The organism is Serratia sp. MF1(2023) (assembly GCF_030954545.1).
In the GTDB taxonomy this organism is placed as follows: Bacteria; Pseudomonadota; Gammaproteobacteria; order Enterobacterales; family Enterobacteriaceae; genus Serratia; species Serratia sarumanii.
This window is the reverse complement of the sequence record NZ_JAVHUX010000039.1, coordinates 105,191-121,376: the sequence shown is the minus strand read 5'-3', so window position 1 is coordinate 121,376 and position 16,186 is coordinate 105,191. Positions and strand designations below refer to the sequence as shown.

Below are 16,186 nucleotides of genomic sequence, written 5' to 3'. Positions count from 1 at the left end.
AGCCGTATCTGCCATGGTGAAATATTAATTATTGACGTTATAATTTAGGTGGATTTTATTATTTTAATAAATTAATTCTTACTATTTGTTACTGGGGGGTGTCGATAGGGCATGGATTTGCCGTCCGGCAGAGGAATAGGAGTGAAAAGAGCGGCTGGTGTGATTTCTACAGTACGTCCTCGGACCTGTCTTCATGCAGTGGTAAAATGCGATATTAAAAATATCTGATAGAGATCACATTATTTTAATGACAGGACCGGTGCTATTTCTCGACGGCTCTGCGGGTATGTTGGGTTGCTGAGTAAAATGAGCGGTGTATGGTGGCCATGGTAGAACGCCGTGGCTGCTGAGATACAGAGCGAAAAATAGTGCTGGCACCTGATTTCTGCTATGTGAAATAATAACCCAACTGAACTGATGAAGGTCTAGTTGGGTACTATACTTTAGTCTAACTAGCTTCTAACTCCCTAAGGCGATACACTTTTCTAGTCAATTTTCGACGAAAAAAACATAAAAAAAACCTGACCTCGTAGGGTCAGGCTGCCAAGATCGGCCAACACCAGGGAAAATTTTCTTACACCATCTTAAAGCTATCAACTCAGCAGAGGCAAGTGTTCTCTGCTGGTTTTTAGCTTTGGGTTGCTGTTTTGTTACGTATGCACGCTATTTTCTGTTGGTTCCAGATAAAATCCCATCTAAAGAAATAACATCTATCCCCTGACAACCCCGTTCCCATTGGCTTATTCCAGTCATGACTACCATAAATGAAAAAATATTGTTCCTGCAATGTTAAGTAAACTTATTCTTTATTGGCTGACACATGGATATGCAATTATTTGCAGTGTTGCCATTGCGGTTGGGGATTATTTGGCGCAGCCTGGTAGGGTGCTTGAGGGAATGTGGGCGATGGCCGATAAGGCGCATGGCTATGGCGGTAAAGGCTCGTGTGCTGACAAAAAATCGAATGAGGCCCGATGGCTTATCACAGCCATCGGGCCTTGTGCTATGTGGGAAGAAACATTACAGCGGCTGGCTGAATTCCACCCGCTCGCCGTCCGGCCCGGCGATCATCAGATAACGCACGCCATTGGTACCGCTGGGCTGCAGCGTCGGCCCTTCAATCACCGGATACCCCAGCTCCGCCAGCCAACGCTGCGTGGCCGCCAGATCGATGACCCGCAAAGCGATATGGTCGATACCATAGGCGCTAGGGGTGCGAGTCAGCCCTTCGTCAGGTAACTGGTATAACTCCAGCGTTAGCTCACCCAACTGCAAAAACTGTACGGCGACGGGGCCGCCGAGCGCCAACGTTTGTCGGGGTTCGAAACCGAGTGAACGATAGAAGCCGGCGGCTTGTTCGATATTCGCGCAGCGCAAACCGACGTGCATCAACCCGTTAATCCGGTGTGCCATATCAAATCCCCTTGCGCGCGCAGTAGAAGCCATAGAAGGCGACGTAGGCGAAACAGACCAGCGGTACTGCAAAGGCGATCTGCATATCGCCGCCGTTGAGATCGGAGATGATGCCCATGAGTAACGGCACCACCGCGCCGCCGATGATCGACATCACCACGATCGAACCGGCCACCTGCGTTTCTTCGCCCAGCCCTTTGATTGTCAGGCCAAAGTTGGTTGGCCAGCACAGCGCCATGCAAAAGTTAACGCCCATGATCGCCACCACCGCCAGCAGGCTTTGGATGTTGACGGCCAGCAGCAACAGCAGCACGCATACCGAACAGAACACGCCGAGCAACCGCGCCGGGCTGAACTTTTTCATCAGCGCGGTGGTGACCACCTTGCCGGCCGAGTAACAGACCAGCGTGGCCAGCAGCCAGTAGGTGGCCGAATGCTCGGTTGCGCCCTGTTCAATCATTTGCACAAAACGAATGGTGAAACTCCACAGCCCTACCTGCGCGCCGACATACAGGAACTGGGACAGCACCCCCAATCGAAAGCGCGGCAGCGCCAGCAGGATCTTCAGCGATTGCATCAGCGGCTTGCCCGCTCCCTGGTGCGAGCGTTGGGTTTTGCAGGCGGGGAATTTCACCGCCACGAAGATCAGTGCCAACACGATCAGCACGCTGCCGATGATCAGATAAGGCGTGACCACCTGCGACACCATCTGGGTGCGTGCCGCTTCGGCCGCCGCCGGTGGCATTTGCAGCAGCTCGGCGTGGCTGGGATCGTTTTTGCCGAACACCAACTGCTGGCCGATCAAGACGCCAAAAATGATCCCCAGCGAGTTGAAGATCTGCGAGAAGTTGATGCGCTGGGTGGAGGTTTCAAGCGGCCCCAGCAGGCTGGAGTAAGTATTGGCGGAGGTTTCGAGGAACGACAGCCCGGTGGCGATCACCCCCAGGCAGGCCAGGAAAGCGCCGTAGGTCATGATCTGCGCCGCAGGAATAAACAGGAAACAGCCGAGTGCGTACAGGCACAGGCCGATCACGATCGCCACCTTGTACGAGTAGCGTTTGATCACCGCTGCGGCGGGCAGCGCCATTACGAAGTAACCGAGGAAGAAGATCGACTGCACCAGCGCGGTCTGGGTATCCGACAGATCGAACCCCTTCTTGAACTGGGCGATCAGAATATCGTTCAGGTTGCCGGCCATGCCCCACAGGGCGAACAGGCAGCAGACCAGCATCAGCTGTAGCCAGGGCGTGGCGGGCAGATAGGCGCTGCGGTCGATACTTTCGGCCGCGGCGTGCTGCGTGATGTCACCCTTGTTAATCAGAGAGTCGCTCATTGCGGTGTTCCTTCATCCGGAGAAAAAGAGAACGAGCTAATAACGTCAAGCTGTTCGTAGAGGGGCTGCGCCTGGCGGTAGAGCTGTTCGAACAGCTCGAAGCAGCGCAGGTAGTGTTCGTGCTGGTGCGGATCGGGAGTAAATTCGCGCTCGATGCTGACGGTGCGGCTCACCCCCTGGGCGAAACTGCTGAACAGCCCGACGCCGACCCCGGCGACGATCGCGCAGCCGGTGGTGCCGTTCTCCTGATTGCGCGTCTGCAGCAGCGGCAGGTTATAGACCGAGGCTTTGATCTGCAGCCACAGCGGGCTGCGTGCGCCACCACCGGAGGCGATCATTGCCTCCGGCTCCTGTGCGTGGCGCCTGAGCTGCTGCAGATTACGCAGGGAGGCCAGCGCTACGCCTTCCAGTACCGCGCGGTAGAGATGCGGCTGCCTATGCTTGCGCTGCAGGCCGAAGAACTGCGCGCGCGAGTTGGTGCGTTCCGCCAGCCGCTCGCCGGTCAGGTAGGGCAGGAACAGCAGCCCTTCGGCGCCCGGCGGCACCTCGGCCGCCATATCGAGCATCTGTTGATGGCTGAGTTGGCCGGCGCTCAGCGCCGAACGCGCCCAGCGCATGGCGTCGCCACCGGCATCGAGCAGGGTAAAACCGCCCCAGGCCGAGTTGGCCAGGTGCAGGTTGTTGACGCCGGCGGAGAGCAGCGGGTGTTCCGAGACCACGGTGAGCAGCGTGGAGGTGCCGGTGCTGTCGGAGGCAATGCCGGCCTGATAGACGCCGGAGCCGAGCAGGGTAGCGGCCATATCCGCCGTGCCCGCCACCACTGGCACCCCCGGCGGCAGACCGGTCACGCGTGCCGCTGCGGGCGTAATGTGGCCAATCACCTCGCTGGAGAGATGGATGGCGGGCAGCTGATCGGCGCGCAGCCCGAACTGCCGCAGCGCCTCTGGCGACCACTGCAGCGTGGCGCTGTCCATCAGGTAATAGCAGGAGGCTTCGCTGTAGTCGGTGGCGCGTACGCCGCAGAGCCGGAAATTGACGTAATCCTTTGGCATCAACACCGTGGCTATGCGCTCCCACTGCGATGGATGATGCTCGCGCAGCCAGGCCAGCTTGAACGCCGGCCAGGCGGCGGTGGGGGGATTGTTCAACAGTTCAAGCCAGGGCTGCGGCGGCTGTTGGTGGCTAAAGCGCGCCACCTGCGGCTGCGCGCGTTTGTCGTTCCACAGCATAGCGCGATCGACGACCAGCTCGCCGTCGGCATCGAGCAAGACCGTGCCATGCATCTGCCCGCAGGCGCCGACGGCGGCGATACGCGGCCAGTATTCGGCGTAGCGCACACACAGCTCCTGCGTACACTGGCAAACGCACTGCCACCACAGCGAAGGCGATTGTTCCGACCAACCGGCCTGCGGCGTGATCTGCTCGTACTCGCGCTGCGCGAAGCCAAGGATTTCCCCGGTGTTGGTGACCAGCCCGGCGCGGGTGCTGCCGGTGCCGATATCAAGGGTAAGAAGTAAATCTTTCATTGTTATCACTCCCGTGGCGGATGGCGCGGGCCACCCGCAGAAGCGTGCGCTGGGATCGCGCAGGATTTAGTTATCGTTCAGTTCCGGGAACAGGCCTGGATCCTGTTCAAGCTGCTCCAGCACACGCTGGGTGGCCGCCGCGCTCATGCCAAAGCGACGTACGCCCAGCCGATACAACGCGCGCACCGCGTCCAGATCGCGAATGCCGCCTGCCCCTTTGATCTGGATGCGGCCGCGCAACTGATCGGCGATGATCGCCACTTTCTCTACCGTGGCACCGGTCGGTGCCCAGCCGGTGGAGGTTTTCACCCATGCCATGCCGACTTCGACGGCGATATCGCACACCCGACGGATCTGCTGCTCGTTCAGATAGTGCGTCTCCAGAATGACTTTGGCCGGCACCGGCGCGGCGGCCTCGACTACCCGGCGCAGATCTTCGCGCACGTAGTCGTAGTCCCCCGACAGCACCTTACCGATGTTCACCACTATATCGACCTCGCGCGCGCCCTCGGCGATCAGCTGGCGCACTTCCTGCACCTTGAGATCGGTGGTCTGCCCGCCGCCGGGAAAGCCGACCGGCCCGCCAATCATCACGTCCGCCTGGCCGCGCTCCGGCAGCAGGGTGCTGAGGAAACGCGTCCAGCACGGCAGCACGTGTACCGAAATGATGCGATAGCGGCTGGCCAACGCGGCGCAGTGGCGCACGTCTTCCTCGGTATTGGTGGCCTGCACCGCGCTTAGATCGATCAACCTGGCCATGCGTCTGGTTGTTTCATTCATTGCGTTTATCCTTATTTTGTTTTCATTTGATTTTATTTACTCACCTTATTCTCTTTCATATGGCTTTAAAATCAGCATTTGGTGAAATTGTGATCGGATTTGCGGTTTTTGGTGAGGGGCGTGAAAGGGAGAAGAAAAAAAGGGCGCGATCTAACAGATCGCGCCCTAGGGGTTGACGTTGGGGGGAAGCGTTACAGCAGCCAGTCCAGCAACACCACGCCGCACAGGCTGATAGCCCAGGCGATAGTGGTGGGCACCGACCACACCATCATCTGCTGGCGCACGTCCTTGATGCCCATCATGCGGTTGACCACCCAGAACATGCTGTCGTTGAAGTAGCTGAAGAACAGCGCGCCCAGGGTGGCCGCCTGCGCCGCCGCCAGCATATTGACGCCGGGCAGCAGGCTGACGATCGGCGCCGAGATAGAGGCAGCGGTGATCATCGCCACCGTGCCGGATCCCTGTATCACCCGCACCAGCGTGGCGATGACGAACGGGATCAGCACCGGCGAGATCGGCAGCCCGGCGACCTGTTCCGCCAGCTGCGTGCCGGCGCCGCTCTCGCGCAGCACCGCCCCCAACGCGCCGCCGGCGCCGGTAACCAGCAGGATGATGCCGGCGGTCTGCAGGCCTTCCTCCAGCCGCTCCAGCGTGTCGTGCTTGTTGGCGTGCGGCATCAGGGTGTACACCGCCAGCAGCACGCTGATCGCCAGCGCGATCATCGGCGAGCCGAGAAACGCGAAGCTTTGGCCCCACAGGCTCTCCGCCAGCCAGCCCATGCCCTCGCGCTTGGCCAGCATATTGTTGACCGCGTTGACGAAGATCAGCCCGATCGGCGTCAGGATCGGCAGCAGCGACAACATCAGGCTCGGCAGCGCCTTGCCCTCTTTCTCCGCCAGATACTGCTGATGCGCGGCGCGCAGATCCTGCGGCGCTTCCTCTTCCTGCGGCATAAAGTCCGGGTAGCGCGCGCCCAGCCAGCGCGCATACAGCACGATGCCGATCACGCAGGGAATGGCCAGCACCAGCCCGGCCAGCATCATGGCGCCGATATCCACGCCGAAGATGCCCGCTACGCCCAGCGGCCCCGGCGTCGGCGGCACCGCGTGGTGGGTGAGGATCAGCCCGCCCGCCAGCGCGACGCCAAGCGTCAGCAGGTTGCGCTTGCCCTTTTTCGCCAGCGCCTTGACCAGCGGATAAAGGATGACGAACGCCGAATCGACGAAAATCGGGATGCTGACGATATAGCCGGTGATGGCCAGCGCCCACTCCTCGCGCCTTTTGCCCAGCCACTTGATAAAGCTGTAAGCGATCTGCTCGGCGGCGCCGGAGACCTCCAGCACCCGGCCCATCATCACCCCCAGCCCGATGACGATGCCGATGCTGCCGAGCGTGGAGCCGAAGCCCTTGGTGATGGCGTCGACGGTTTGCGTGGCACCCATGCCGCCGGTAATGCCGGCGATGGAGGCGGCGATCAGCATGGCGATCAGCGCATGCACGCGGGTGCGCAGCACCAGGAAAATCAGCGCGAACACCGCCACCGCCAGCCCGATGATTGGGGTATACATCGCCATGATCAGCCCCCGCCTTGCGGCATGTCGTCGCGGATAAAGGCGCGGATAGCCTGCTCGAAGCTTTCATCGGCGGTGAAGCCCAACTGCTGCGCCCGCCGGGTGTCGAACTCGCCCGGCCAGCCGGCGACGATGCGGTTGATGGCGGCGTCCGGCTCGAATCGCACCCGCGCGGCGACGGCGTCACCGGCCACCGCGCGCAGCGCTTCGAGCATCTCCCGCACGCGCACGCTGATGCCGGGCAGGTTGAGCGTGCGCAGCGCGCCGAACGCGGAAGCGGGCAGCGTGGCGGCGTGGATGAAGTTGCTCACTACCGCGGCCGGGCTAGAGAGCCACAGCGCCAGCTCGGCGTCTACTGGGCACACCGCCTGCTCGCTGTGCAGCGGCTCGCGGATGATGCCGCTGGCAAACGACGAGGCCGCCTTGTTCGGCTTGCCCGGCCGCACGCTGATGGTGGGCAGGCGCAGCACGCGGCCATCGACGAAGCCTTTGCGCGCATAGTCGTTGATCAGCAGCTCGCACATCGCCTTCTGCGCGCCGTAGGAGGATTGCGGGGTGACCGCGCAGCGATCGTCGATCACCGGCGGCAGCTCGCCACCGAACACCGCCAGCGAACTGGTGAAGATAAATTTCATGCCCGGCGCCCGGCGGCGCGCCGCTTCCAGCAGTTGGCGGGTGGCATCGAAATTGACCTGCATGCCGAGATCGAAATCGCTCTCCGCATGGCTGCTGACGATGGCCGCCAGGTGGAACAGCACGCCGCAGTCGGCGTCGATCAGCCGCTCCGCCGCGCCGGGCTGCGACAGATCGAGCGCCAGACACTGCAGGCGCGCATCCGGCAGCGGGGCGGGCGGCGGCGTGATGTCCGCCAGGATCAGCGTGTCGAAGGCCAGCGGGCAACTGCCGTGCAGCAGCGCTTTCGCCAGCCGCTGGCCGAGAAAACCGGCGCCGCCGGTGATGACGATGTTCATATGTTGCTCCTTTCCCTAGCGTTGTTGTTATCAGAGTTGGACGTTGTGCAGTTGCAGACCGCGCTCGCGCAGCAGCTGCTGCGCCTCCGGCGGCAGCGCGGCGTCGCAGATGATGTCGCTCAGCGCCTCCAGCGGGCAGACGCGGAACATGCCGTATTTGCCGTACTTGCTGCTGTCGGAGACCAGCACCCGGCGGCGGGCGACCTCCAGCAGCGCCTGCTTGACCAGCACCTTCTCCTCGTGCGGGGTGGAGAGGCCGTGTTCCAGATCCCACGAGCTGGTGCTGATGAAGGCCACGTCGATATTCAGGCTGCGCAGCAGCATGGCGGCGCTGTTGCCGACGCAGGAGTAGTTGCGCTGATCCACCTGGCCGCCGGTGTGGAACAGGCTGAGCTGCGGGCGATTCATCAGGTGCTGGATGATGGAAAAATCGTTGGTGACTACCGTCAGATTGAAACGCTCCGCCAGGCTGCGGGCGATCTCGAAGGTGGTGGTGCCGGCGTCCAGATAGACCACCTGGCCGTCTTCCACCAAGCTGGCGGCGTATTTGCCGATCTCGCGTTTGTGGCGATGGTGCAGCTGCGCCTTCTCGCAATAGGCCAGCTCCTGGCGCAGCGCCTCGCTCAGGCGCACGCCGCCGCTGACGCTGACCACCTTGCCTTGCTCTTCCAGCACGCGGATATCGCGCCGCACCGTCATGTGGGAGACGCTCATCAGCTCCGACAGCGCGCTGATGCTTGCCAGCTGATATTCATGCACATAGCGATAGATGTAATCGCGGCGTTCAGACGGGATCATGTTCGCTCCTGTGGCCCCGGCGGCGGCAGGGGCGCCGCGAAGCTGTTATTTTTTGTTATGAAGGAACATCTTCAACCATCGCGATTAACAAGTAAGCGACAGTTATCACAAATGCCGGCGTGGGGATTGGGGCGATTTCTTTATTTAACTTTATGATTAATTGTTTATTATTGGGTTTTATCGGCGTTTTGTCGTGCAACACCATGTTGTGATAATTAATGTGACGCGCCACAAGGTTTGTGAAGCGGGCGGGGCGGTAAAGCGGCGAGGAAGGGCCGGCAAACGTGCGCTGCGGCGCTTTTTTCGACACTTAACTCATTGAACAACGGATAAGTGTTGCGTGACGATCGCGGGAAGGTATAATGCACCCGTTTTCCGCATACTACTTCAGTGCCGAAGTGGCGAAATCGGTAGACGCAGTTGATTCAAAATCAACCGTAGAGATACGTGCCGGTTCGAGTCCGGCCTTCGGCACCATTAAGTACCGCGCGAACAAGAAGCCACCGAGAGGTGGTTTTTTTGTGTCTGTAATCTGCTCTCTGTAACTACCCCGCCCATTTTCACTTTAGGTTGACGCATTCCCCATTCCCGTAAAAACCGGATCTTCCTGATACTTTCCTAAGTCCTATCTGATTGACCTTAAAGGCTAAAGTGGCGTTTCATTGAGCTCTTTCGGGTCAAGGAGTTCCAGGATGGGGCAACAACAGGAAGGGATTATACGAGCGTTAACTCCGGGCGAAGTCAATCTGGCACGCTCGGTGTTTGGCAGCACCATTTTCTATCAGACCGTCTTAGCCCACTGCGACAGCTACCTGCCGTTTGGGTTGCAGAATCAGTACACGGCGATGAGCCCGAATGGGGAATTGTACTTTCGTAGGGCTTTATACCGACCTGATTTTACGGTGCATCATTTGGCACAACACCTGTTTATCCACGAGATGGCACATGTCTGGCAGCATCAAAGAGGCATGTGGGTGCGTACCCGTGGGCTTCTCAGTTGGGCGGTGAGCTATCAATATCGGCTCGATCGGTTGCTGTTGCGTGAGTATAGTATGGAACAGCAAGCATCGATAATTGCAGACTATTTCTATCTCAAGAAGTTTGGTGTTAGCGATTTTATCGGTTTATATGGCAGGAATTACTCAGGGATAGTAGACAGAAGTACATTGTCAAAATTTCAACCCATAATCAGAAGCGCAGGGCTGCCACTATGAAAAAACTCCTCTTACTCTTTATTCCTCTTTTTATCTCTGGTTGCCCTATGGGGGATAAAGTCAATTTACGCCCGGCAAAAGCAACGACTGTAGGTAGCAAGATCTGCGTTTTTGTCGATAAGAATGACATGGAAAGAGAAGAGTCCATTCTGAAGATAGCCATATGGAAGTATGGGAATGATAATTATGTCTATGAAAAATCATATGCAAACACGCCTATTGCATTGGAAGCTGGGAAGTGTGTTCCTGGAGTCGATGAGTATGATTTTATCCCCGGTGAAGGATACAGTGTTATTGTCAGTACGCCTTTGCATCCTTATGAGGCCAGGTTTATTGTGTGGAAGCGAGGTGAAGAGGTTATGTTGGAGCCGTATTAGGTTTTAATATTATAGCAGAATAATGCATCATCCTGATAATGAATTTTATTTCTAACAACTCTGTAAATACTATGAAAAATGCAGGTAAACCATTATGAGAAAATATTTATTCCTTCTTCTTCCTCTTTTTATCTCGGGTTGCCCAACGGGTGACAGGTTTAATCTCTATCAAGCACAAAGTAAGATTGTAGACGGTAAAGTCTGCGTCTTTTTTAATGAGAGCGATATCGTAAAAAAAGAATCCATACTGAATATTGCCATCTGGAAGCAAGGGGGCGATACCTACGTATACGAAAAATCATATGCTTACAGCCCGATAACGTTGGAGGGCAACAAGTGTGTTCCAGGTATCCGTGAGTTTAGTTTTATCGCTGGTGAAGGATACACCGTATTGGTAAGAACACCGCTGAATTCATATCGAACCAGTTTTATCGTGTGGAATATAAATGGAAGAGTTATGGTAAAGGCGGATTAGCTGGTAAAAATGTAAACTGTCGAAATGAATTATTCTATCGTTAGTAATAACATCCTTACAGAGTTAACTCACTGATAACCAATAAATTGAAGATATTATTTTTTTTCGTGCGATACTGCGAGTTGTTAGTTGTAAATATGGCTCATCGTTACGATGAGCACTTTAAATAGAGTGAAGTGATTCATGTGGTTTCTATGTCAAACAACTCTCCATCCTTTTATACTTTCATTTTCTGATAGTCCACTCTTTATCAATATTATGTGAATGTTATCAGTGGAGTCAAAGCCTACAATTATGTTATCGCCTTCCTTTGCCATTTGCATAACAACATTGTCATTGAAGTACAGACGATGTTCTGAGCGTGTTGGATGTGCTTCTCTGGCATCATACCATGTTATATTAGCTATGCAGCTCACACCCTCGCCTCGGATTGAAAATACAGCATCCTTGCTAAAACCAGCTAAGCCAAATAGAGACTTTAGCTCTTTTACACCATTAAATTCATGTTGGTTTGATCTTTCTGGTCTTGCCTCTACTGCTGAAAGCGTTTTTATACATGAAGCCCGAAAATGAATCGTTTCTTTCGCCATCGTATCACCTTTTATCTGATTTATGGTTCTGGTTACGAGAGTTTTAGATAACATCACTCCCCACTCTCTTTTTTCGTATCCTCAATGAATTCGTGTAATGAAATTAATTCATTTCTTATTCCTTTTGGATATTTTCCGTGTAATGGTTTCGGTACCACTAATGTAACCCCAGCATTTTTCATTTCTTGAAACTGATTGATTGAAACACCTTCCTGCAGAGTGAATAAGTGTATTTTATCGATGCGGTCAGCTTCACTAAGGGCTTGTCTCCAGCGATCTTTGCATGTTGTTTTAACCGCAAGCATCCTTAATTTTTCCGCAGGGTAAGCTGGGTTGTGGTAGTCTGCTCCTGAAGGGAAAAGAAAATCAGGTTTCTTCTTTCCTTCTGTAACACTCTGCGTTGTGAATTTTACCAGACCGTTGGCGATGAAAATTTTCTCGAGATGCATTTCAAGAGATTTTCCTGAGCGAGATTTACGGCGATTGCTTACTGAGTTTGCGAGCTCAATGAACTCTTCAACAGAATCAAATCCCTCTTTAACTTTGTCAAGAACATGAAGCTCTTCGACCTGGCGGAAAAGATCGTATTCTTTTTCTCTTCTCTCTAACAGAAGTTTGTCAGGGGTTTCACCCTTAAATTTAAATATTTTTGGTAAGTATTCAATGATCTCGCTTCCACTAGGGAATGTGACTTTCCAGTGCTCGGGTATTTCATAATTCCGAGATTTCCAGTTTGTATCATCGATAGCGAAACCGCCGAGAAGTTGTGTCGATAATCCTGATAATGCGGTTCCAGGAAGTACTTCTCCAATAATTGTTTCAACTAAGTCTTCTTCATCAATGGAGCTGCATACCCATACTTCGACAAGATCACAGTCTTTTAGATTATCGGATGCAGAGAAGCAGAATATAGCTAATGCACCTGTATTTTTCTGGTTTTGAAGTGGACTTTTTTTACCACCCCAGCAGGTAATTCGTGTTTCATTCCTGCCCTTGGGGTTAAGAGCTCTCGGTTTGCTGTTATAATAGACAGCTCTAACCTGAGTATCGATGACATTATGGGAAAGTGTTTTAGCGATAAGTTCTACAGAGGGATTCTCTTCATCGATTCTGTTAATTGAAGGGAACAAAAAATTTGCTGCGTTCTTCGGTATGTAAACACCTGATTGATGGCCGCCCGTAGCACCTGTATCGTTTGCAGAAAGCCGTTTTATATGAATATACCAATCGTTTGATGACTTTTCATTTAGCCAATTTTGAAAGTTCGACACTTAACGCCTCTCATCGATACATGAATAATTATCATGGGACTATTATCCATTTTGTAAGATAGATGTCGATGATAGAAGATGATATTTTTGATTTTGGCTGGGTTTTCCCTATGCAGAATGAAAGGTTAGTGAACTAGTCATTTAGATGATGAATGCCTTTAGTATCTACACAGGCGTGGTGCTCACTTGCGCATAACCATTCTTCAATTCTTTCTGAAAGTGCGCCGGTTGAAAGCTTGAGCCGTCCTTTCATGGCGCACTCCCAGATAATCAACTCACGCCACCCTTGCTCTGATAATAATTTCTTGACTTTATTATCTCGTTTCACATTTGAATCAATTTTTTTTAGCCAAAAGTCTGTTCTTGTAGCTGGTACCTTGAACAGATAGCAATCATGGTGATGCCAGAAGCATCCATGCACAAAGATGACGGCTTTATATTCATCGAGAACAAAATCAGGTTTACCTGGTAGGTCTGTAGCTTGAGTTCGGTAAGCTATCCCTGCTTCGTCCAGAAGCTGGGATAGCATTTTCTCAATGGCTGTATTTTGATTGCGTATGGCCCGCATATTCTTACTTCTGACTGCGGGGGGATGCACATCAGCCATTTTTCACCTCAAGCAGCTTTACTGTCATCTTTTTCAACAGCAGAAACAATGTAAGGTTCAAGCAACTTAGCAACGGCTGCAAAAGCGGGAACAATGACCGAGTTACCGAACTGCCGGTATGCCTGAGTATCTGAAACAGGGATGCGGAATGATTCGCCATCAGGTTTTTCAAAACCCATAATTCTGGCGCATTCTTTGGGCATTAAACGGCGTGGTCTGTTGGCTTGGTTTTTGGGATCTGAGAAATTTGTTTCACCGAGCTTCATGTCCCAGCCCCTGTCGATGAGAATCTCTGAACCGTCTTTGTGATAGCGTGCAGAGAGCGTTCTGGCAATACTTGTCTTGTTTTTCGGATCGACTAAGCCAAAACCAAAGCCATTTCCTTTAGCCTGATGTTTTTTTGCGTAGTTATACAAATACTTCCATAGATGCTCCGTAAGAATATATTTTTCAGGTGGGTTTTCTATTAATAGCTCACCGAAAGATGGGCGATTCTCTGGGAAGAAACGATGTAAATCGTTCAATGTAAAACCACTATGAATATTGAGATCACGGCGGAATCCCACTAACACGATACGTTCACGATGTTGAGGCAAAAAGTTTTTTCCATCGATGATTTTAGGATCGCTGGGGCCTGAAGCCTGAGCATCAGCAACTTCATAACCTAATTCATCTAACGTTTCCATGATAATTTTAAATGTTTTTCCTTTATCATGACTTTTAAGATTCTTAACGTTTTCTAATAGAAAGATTGCGGGTTTTTTGGCCGCAATGATTCGTGCAACATCAAAAAACAATGTACCCTGAGTCTCACACTCGAAACCGTGAGCACGGCCAAGTGAGTTCTTCTTGGATACCCCTGCAAGGGAGAATGGCTGGCAGGGGAAGCCTGCGAGTAAGACATCGTGATCAGGGATTTCTTTATCTATATTTTTGTATGCATCCTGAACGGAGACATCATTATCTTCGCTAAGAGTTATTTCACGTATATCTGAATTAAATTTGTGATGTTCAGGATCACAGTACCAGTTTGCTTTGTAGGTACGGACAGCCTCTTTGTTCCACTCACTGGTAAACACGCACTGCCCACCGATGTCCTCAAAACCTTTGCGAATGCCACCTATGCCAGCAAACAGATCGATAAAGCGGAATTTATAGTTGGGGTGAAACCGGGAAGGCTCCGGCAACATCGATCTAAGTAACTTGAACTCTTCTTCAGTCAAAACTTTTTGTGGGGTTTTCCCCTTCAGCCAACGATTGAGTGACTCACGAGTCCACTCGTAGCTCCCGCTGACCTCACGCAAAAGCTCAGCTATGGCTTTTTGATCGTAAATTTCTACCAGCTTTTCGACCAGAGCTTTGTCTTGCTCTTGTCTGGTATGTTGCTGATGTTCTGCTTCGACACGCAGCTTTCTGGCATACTCTTGGAACTCTTGCATAATAACATTTTCCAAATGTGGAACGACTTAGTGATAGTTTATCACTCACTATACCCAGTTAAAAGGTGTATGGATAAATATCCAGTAGATTTCCTTCAGGTCTGGGTGTAGATAATGAGTTTAGTGTAGCAGTGCTGGTCAAAGGCCAGCACTGCTACTACAGTTCATCGTTCTACGCCTTCCATCTCCCGCAACGCCCGCCCATACAGGTTACACAACGCAGGAACCAGATGCGCCGTGGTGCTGAGATAACGATTCAACTGTTCCCAGCCTTCGGTATCCAACTGCGGGTGCTTTTGCAGTAAATGGCCGAACAGCATCAGGCCGTGGCACAGACCTTCCGCTTGCTCGGCAGAGAGTGCGGCCAGGTCTAAGAGTTCTGAGGGATTGAAAGCGCTGAGATCGAGGTGGTTAAACAGTTGGCGATAGAGGGTGAGGGTGTTGGGGATGGTTTCAGAAGCGTTGGGTAAGTTTGTGTTTTCCATATCGGCTATTTCCATTGGGAGAAATACCGCTACCAGAAGAGACGCTAAACTCGGGTGGTAGCTCGAACGGCGTTAGCGTACCGGCCCCAACGGATACCGGCCTTCCCGGAGGAAGCACCGTCCGAGCCACCATTGTTTGGGTGTGCATCGGCATGCTCGAATTTATACCATATTCGAACAGGGTTGGGGGATTCGGAACGCTAACTCCGGCTGCGGATTTTGCCGCAGCGGAAAAACTATAGCGTTATCAGTAAAAGGAAAAAATAAGCTGTATAGAATTACAGTTTATTTTCTTTTAGGATTGGAATGCAGCTCGCAGTTATTTATGGTGGCCTTTTATATTTGTAATGTCGCCTATATATAGCGAATATAATTCCATTCCCTAAATGAATGTTATGCACGGTAATCCTCTATACGCGCTGCGAAGCGTTAACCGTTCCAGTATTTATCCTTTCTAGAGCTTATGTTAATCATACGTCTTTGCTAATTCACGGATGAACGAACATGGCGAATGAAGATGAATTGCGCATTGCCCTGTCGCCGGTGCAGCTTGCGGCGGTGCTGTCTGATGAAAGCGTCACTGAAGGTGAAACGCTCAGTAACCGTCTGCTTGGCGGTTTGGGGCTTGCCGGCAGTGTCGTTGAGCTGATGGGGGCTGGGGTATTGTGCTATGCGCCGAATCCGACGTTTATCACCAAAGTCGGGTGCGTGGTGGTGGGAACGCATAGCCTGGACAGCATCAAGGCAGCTTCCAATCAGATGATTACCGGGCAACCAACGACGACTGACACTTATCAGTCTGCCGTTTTATTGGCGCAAACATTGGGTGCCGATAGGGAAACGGCCTATAACGTCGGTTTAACGGTCGATATTGCCGTTCCTTTTGTCTTTGCCGGAGCGGTTGGCGCAGCCAGAGCCGCATCCGTGCGCATGGGGCGGGTTAAGCTGATTGAGCATGAGTCCGTTAGCGGTAAATATCCGGGCGGGCACACATTGGTTCGGCATATAAACATAGCTCCGGAAGCGCTTATTGCCAGGCTAGCCAGGCGTCCGAAACTGATCGCAGCAAGCACCTTCAGATCGGTAAAGGAGGCCGAAAAGTATGTTTCTGTCACGGTAAAGGCGAACCGCGCAGATATTGTGAATTGGATGAAGTACGCGTCTCCCGGCAGCCGTTTGAGCGTGTATCACAATTTCACAGAATCAGTGGGTTATGGCGTGTTACGCGGCAGCACTGACGTCTATCAATGTCATCGGGTTGGCGTCGTGATTGAATTTACCCGCTATAATGGCAAACCTTACTTTATCCTTAGCGCCTTCCCTGCGAGATAAGCCG

General features: G+C 53.0%; 17 protein-coding genes and 1 tRNA gene. 5 read left to right on the top strand and 13 right to left on the bottom strand.

Annotation, left to right across the window (positions count from 1 at the left end; translation table 11 throughout):
- Positions 1-1,020 precede the first annotated feature (1,020 nt).
- The 8 genes from REA38_RS19110 to REA38_RS19075 all read right to left on the bottom strand — a co-directional run bounded on the left by REA38_RS19110 (position 1,021) and on the right by REA38_RS19075 (position 8,702).
- Positions 1,021-1,413, bottom strand: a complete 393-nt coding sequence (locus REA38_RS19110; protein ID WP_308886450.1) for a VOC family protein — start codon at positions 1,411-1,413, stop codon at positions 1,021-1,023.
- Position 1,414: 1 nt separating this feature from the next.
- Complete coding sequence (gene fucP / locus REA38_RS19105) at positions 1,415-2,746, bottom strand: L-fucose:H+ symporter permease (protein ID WP_164134797.1); 1,332 nt, start codon at positions 2,744-2,746, stop codon at positions 1,415-1,417.
- Positions 2,743-4,272: an FGGY family carbohydrate kinase gene (locus REA38_RS19100; RefSeq protein ID WP_308886449.1), complete on the bottom strand. Its 1,530-nt coding sequence runs from the start codon at positions 4,270-4,272 to the stop codon at positions 2,743-2,745. The genes fucP and REA38_RS19100 overlap by 4 nt, the downstream gene beginning before the upstream one ends.
- A 66-nt stretch (positions 4,273-4,338) precedes the next feature.
- Positions 4,339-5,052, bottom strand: coding sequence for a deoxyribose-phosphate aldolase (gene deoC, locus REA38_RS19095; RefSeq protein WP_374213799.1), 714 nt, complete (start codon positions 5,050-5,052; stop codon positions 4,339-4,341).
- Positions 5,053-5,243: 191 nt separating this feature from the next.
- Positions 5,244-6,629, bottom strand: coding sequence for a GntP family permease (locus REA38_RS19090; protein WP_074027173.1), 1,386 nt, complete (start codon positions 6,627-6,629; stop codon positions 5,244-5,246).
- Positions 6,629-7,594 carry a D-erythronate dehydrogenase gene (denD, locus tag REA38_RS19085; RefSeq protein WP_308886448.1) on the bottom strand — a complete coding sequence of 322 codons (966 nt, stop codon included), beginning with the start codon at positions 7,592-7,594 and terminating at the stop codon, positions 6,629-6,631. Before denD ends, REA38_RS19090 begins: the two co-directional genes overlap by 1 nt.
- Positions 7,595-7,624: 30 nt before the next feature.
- Positions 7,625-8,392, bottom strand: coding sequence for a DeoR/GlpR family DNA-binding transcription regulator (locus REA38_RS19080; RefSeq protein ID WP_033652797.1), 768 nt, complete (start codon positions 8,390-8,392; stop codon positions 7,625-7,627).
- Between the two features lie 55 nt (positions 8,393-8,447).
- On the bottom strand, positions 8,448-8,702 hold the full coding sequence (locus REA38_RS19075; RefSeq protein WP_308886447.1) for a hypothetical protein: 255 nt from the start codon (positions 8,700-8,702) through the stop codon (positions 8,448-8,450).
- 82 nt (positions 8,703-8,784) lie between these two features.
- Here REA38_RS19075 and REA38_RS19070 point away from each other — a divergent pair.
- From REA38_RS19070 to REA38_RS19055, 4 genes are all read left to right on the top strand, one after another.
- Positions 8,785-8,869: transfer RNA gene (locus tag REA38_RS19070), tRNA-Leu, on the top strand.
- Positions 8,870-9,084: 215 nt separating this feature from the next.
- The gene (locus tag REA38_RS19065) at positions 9,085-9,606 is read left to right on the top strand and encodes a type IV secretion protein Rhs (RefSeq protein ID WP_308886445.1); all 522 of its coding nucleotides are present in this window, start codon (positions 9,085-9,087) and stop codon (positions 9,604-9,606) included.
- The gene (locus REA38_RS19060; protein ID WP_308886444.1) at positions 9,603-9,983 is read left to right on the top strand and encodes a putative T6SS immunity periplasmic lipoprotein; all 381 of its coding nucleotides are present in this window, start codon (positions 9,603-9,605) and stop codon (positions 9,981-9,983) included. Before REA38_RS19065 ends, REA38_RS19060 begins: the two co-directional genes overlap by 4 nt.
- A gap of 94 nt (positions 9,984-10,077) precedes the next feature.
- Entirely contained in the window at positions 10,078-10,458 is a 381-nt protein-coding gene (locus tag REA38_RS19055) for a putative T6SS immunity periplasmic lipoprotein (protein ID WP_308886443.1), read from the top strand.
- Positions 10,459-10,655: 197 nt separating this feature from the next.
- Here the strand turns inward: REA38_RS19055 and REA38_RS19050 are convergent, their stop codons facing one another.
- From REA38_RS19050 to REA38_RS19030, 5 genes are all read right to left on the bottom strand, one after another.
- Positions 10,656-11,048, bottom strand: a complete 393-nt coding sequence (locus REA38_RS19050; protein ID WP_169318002.1) for a type II restriction endonuclease — start codon at positions 11,046-11,048, stop codon at positions 10,656-10,658.
- A 53-nt stretch (positions 11,049-11,101) separates the two neighbouring features.
- Positions 11,102-12,319 (bottom strand): type II restriction endonuclease, encoded by a 1,218-nt coding sequence (locus REA38_RS19045; protein ID WP_308886441.1) that lies wholly within the window; start codon positions 12,317-12,319, stop codon positions 11,102-11,104.
- 133 nt (positions 12,320-12,452) lie between these two features.
- Entirely contained in the window at positions 12,453-12,926 is a 474-nt protein-coding gene (locus tag REA38_RS19040) for a DNA mismatch endonuclease Vsr (protein WP_308886440.1), read from the bottom strand.
- A gap of 8 nt (positions 12,927-12,934) precedes the next feature.
- Positions 12,935-14,365: a DNA cytosine methyltransferase gene (locus REA38_RS19035; protein WP_103829873.1), complete on the bottom strand. Its 1,431-nt coding sequence runs from the start codon at positions 14,363-14,365 to the stop codon at positions 12,935-12,937.
- 164 nt (positions 14,366-14,529) lie between these two features.
- The gene (locus REA38_RS19030) at positions 14,530-14,850 is read right to left on the bottom strand and encodes a hypothetical protein (protein ID WP_308886439.1); all 321 of its coding nucleotides are present in this window, start codon (positions 14,848-14,850) and stop codon (positions 14,530-14,532) included.
- 504 nt (positions 14,851-15,354) lie between these two features.
- Between REA38_RS19030 and REA38_RS19025 the strand changes: the two genes are divergently transcribed.
- Positions 15,355-16,182, top strand: a complete 828-nt coding sequence (locus REA38_RS19025) for an RNase A-like domain-containing protein (protein WP_308886438.1) — start codon at positions 15,355-15,357, stop codon at positions 16,180-16,182.
- The last annotated feature ends 4 nt before the right edge of the window (positions 16,183-16,186 follow it).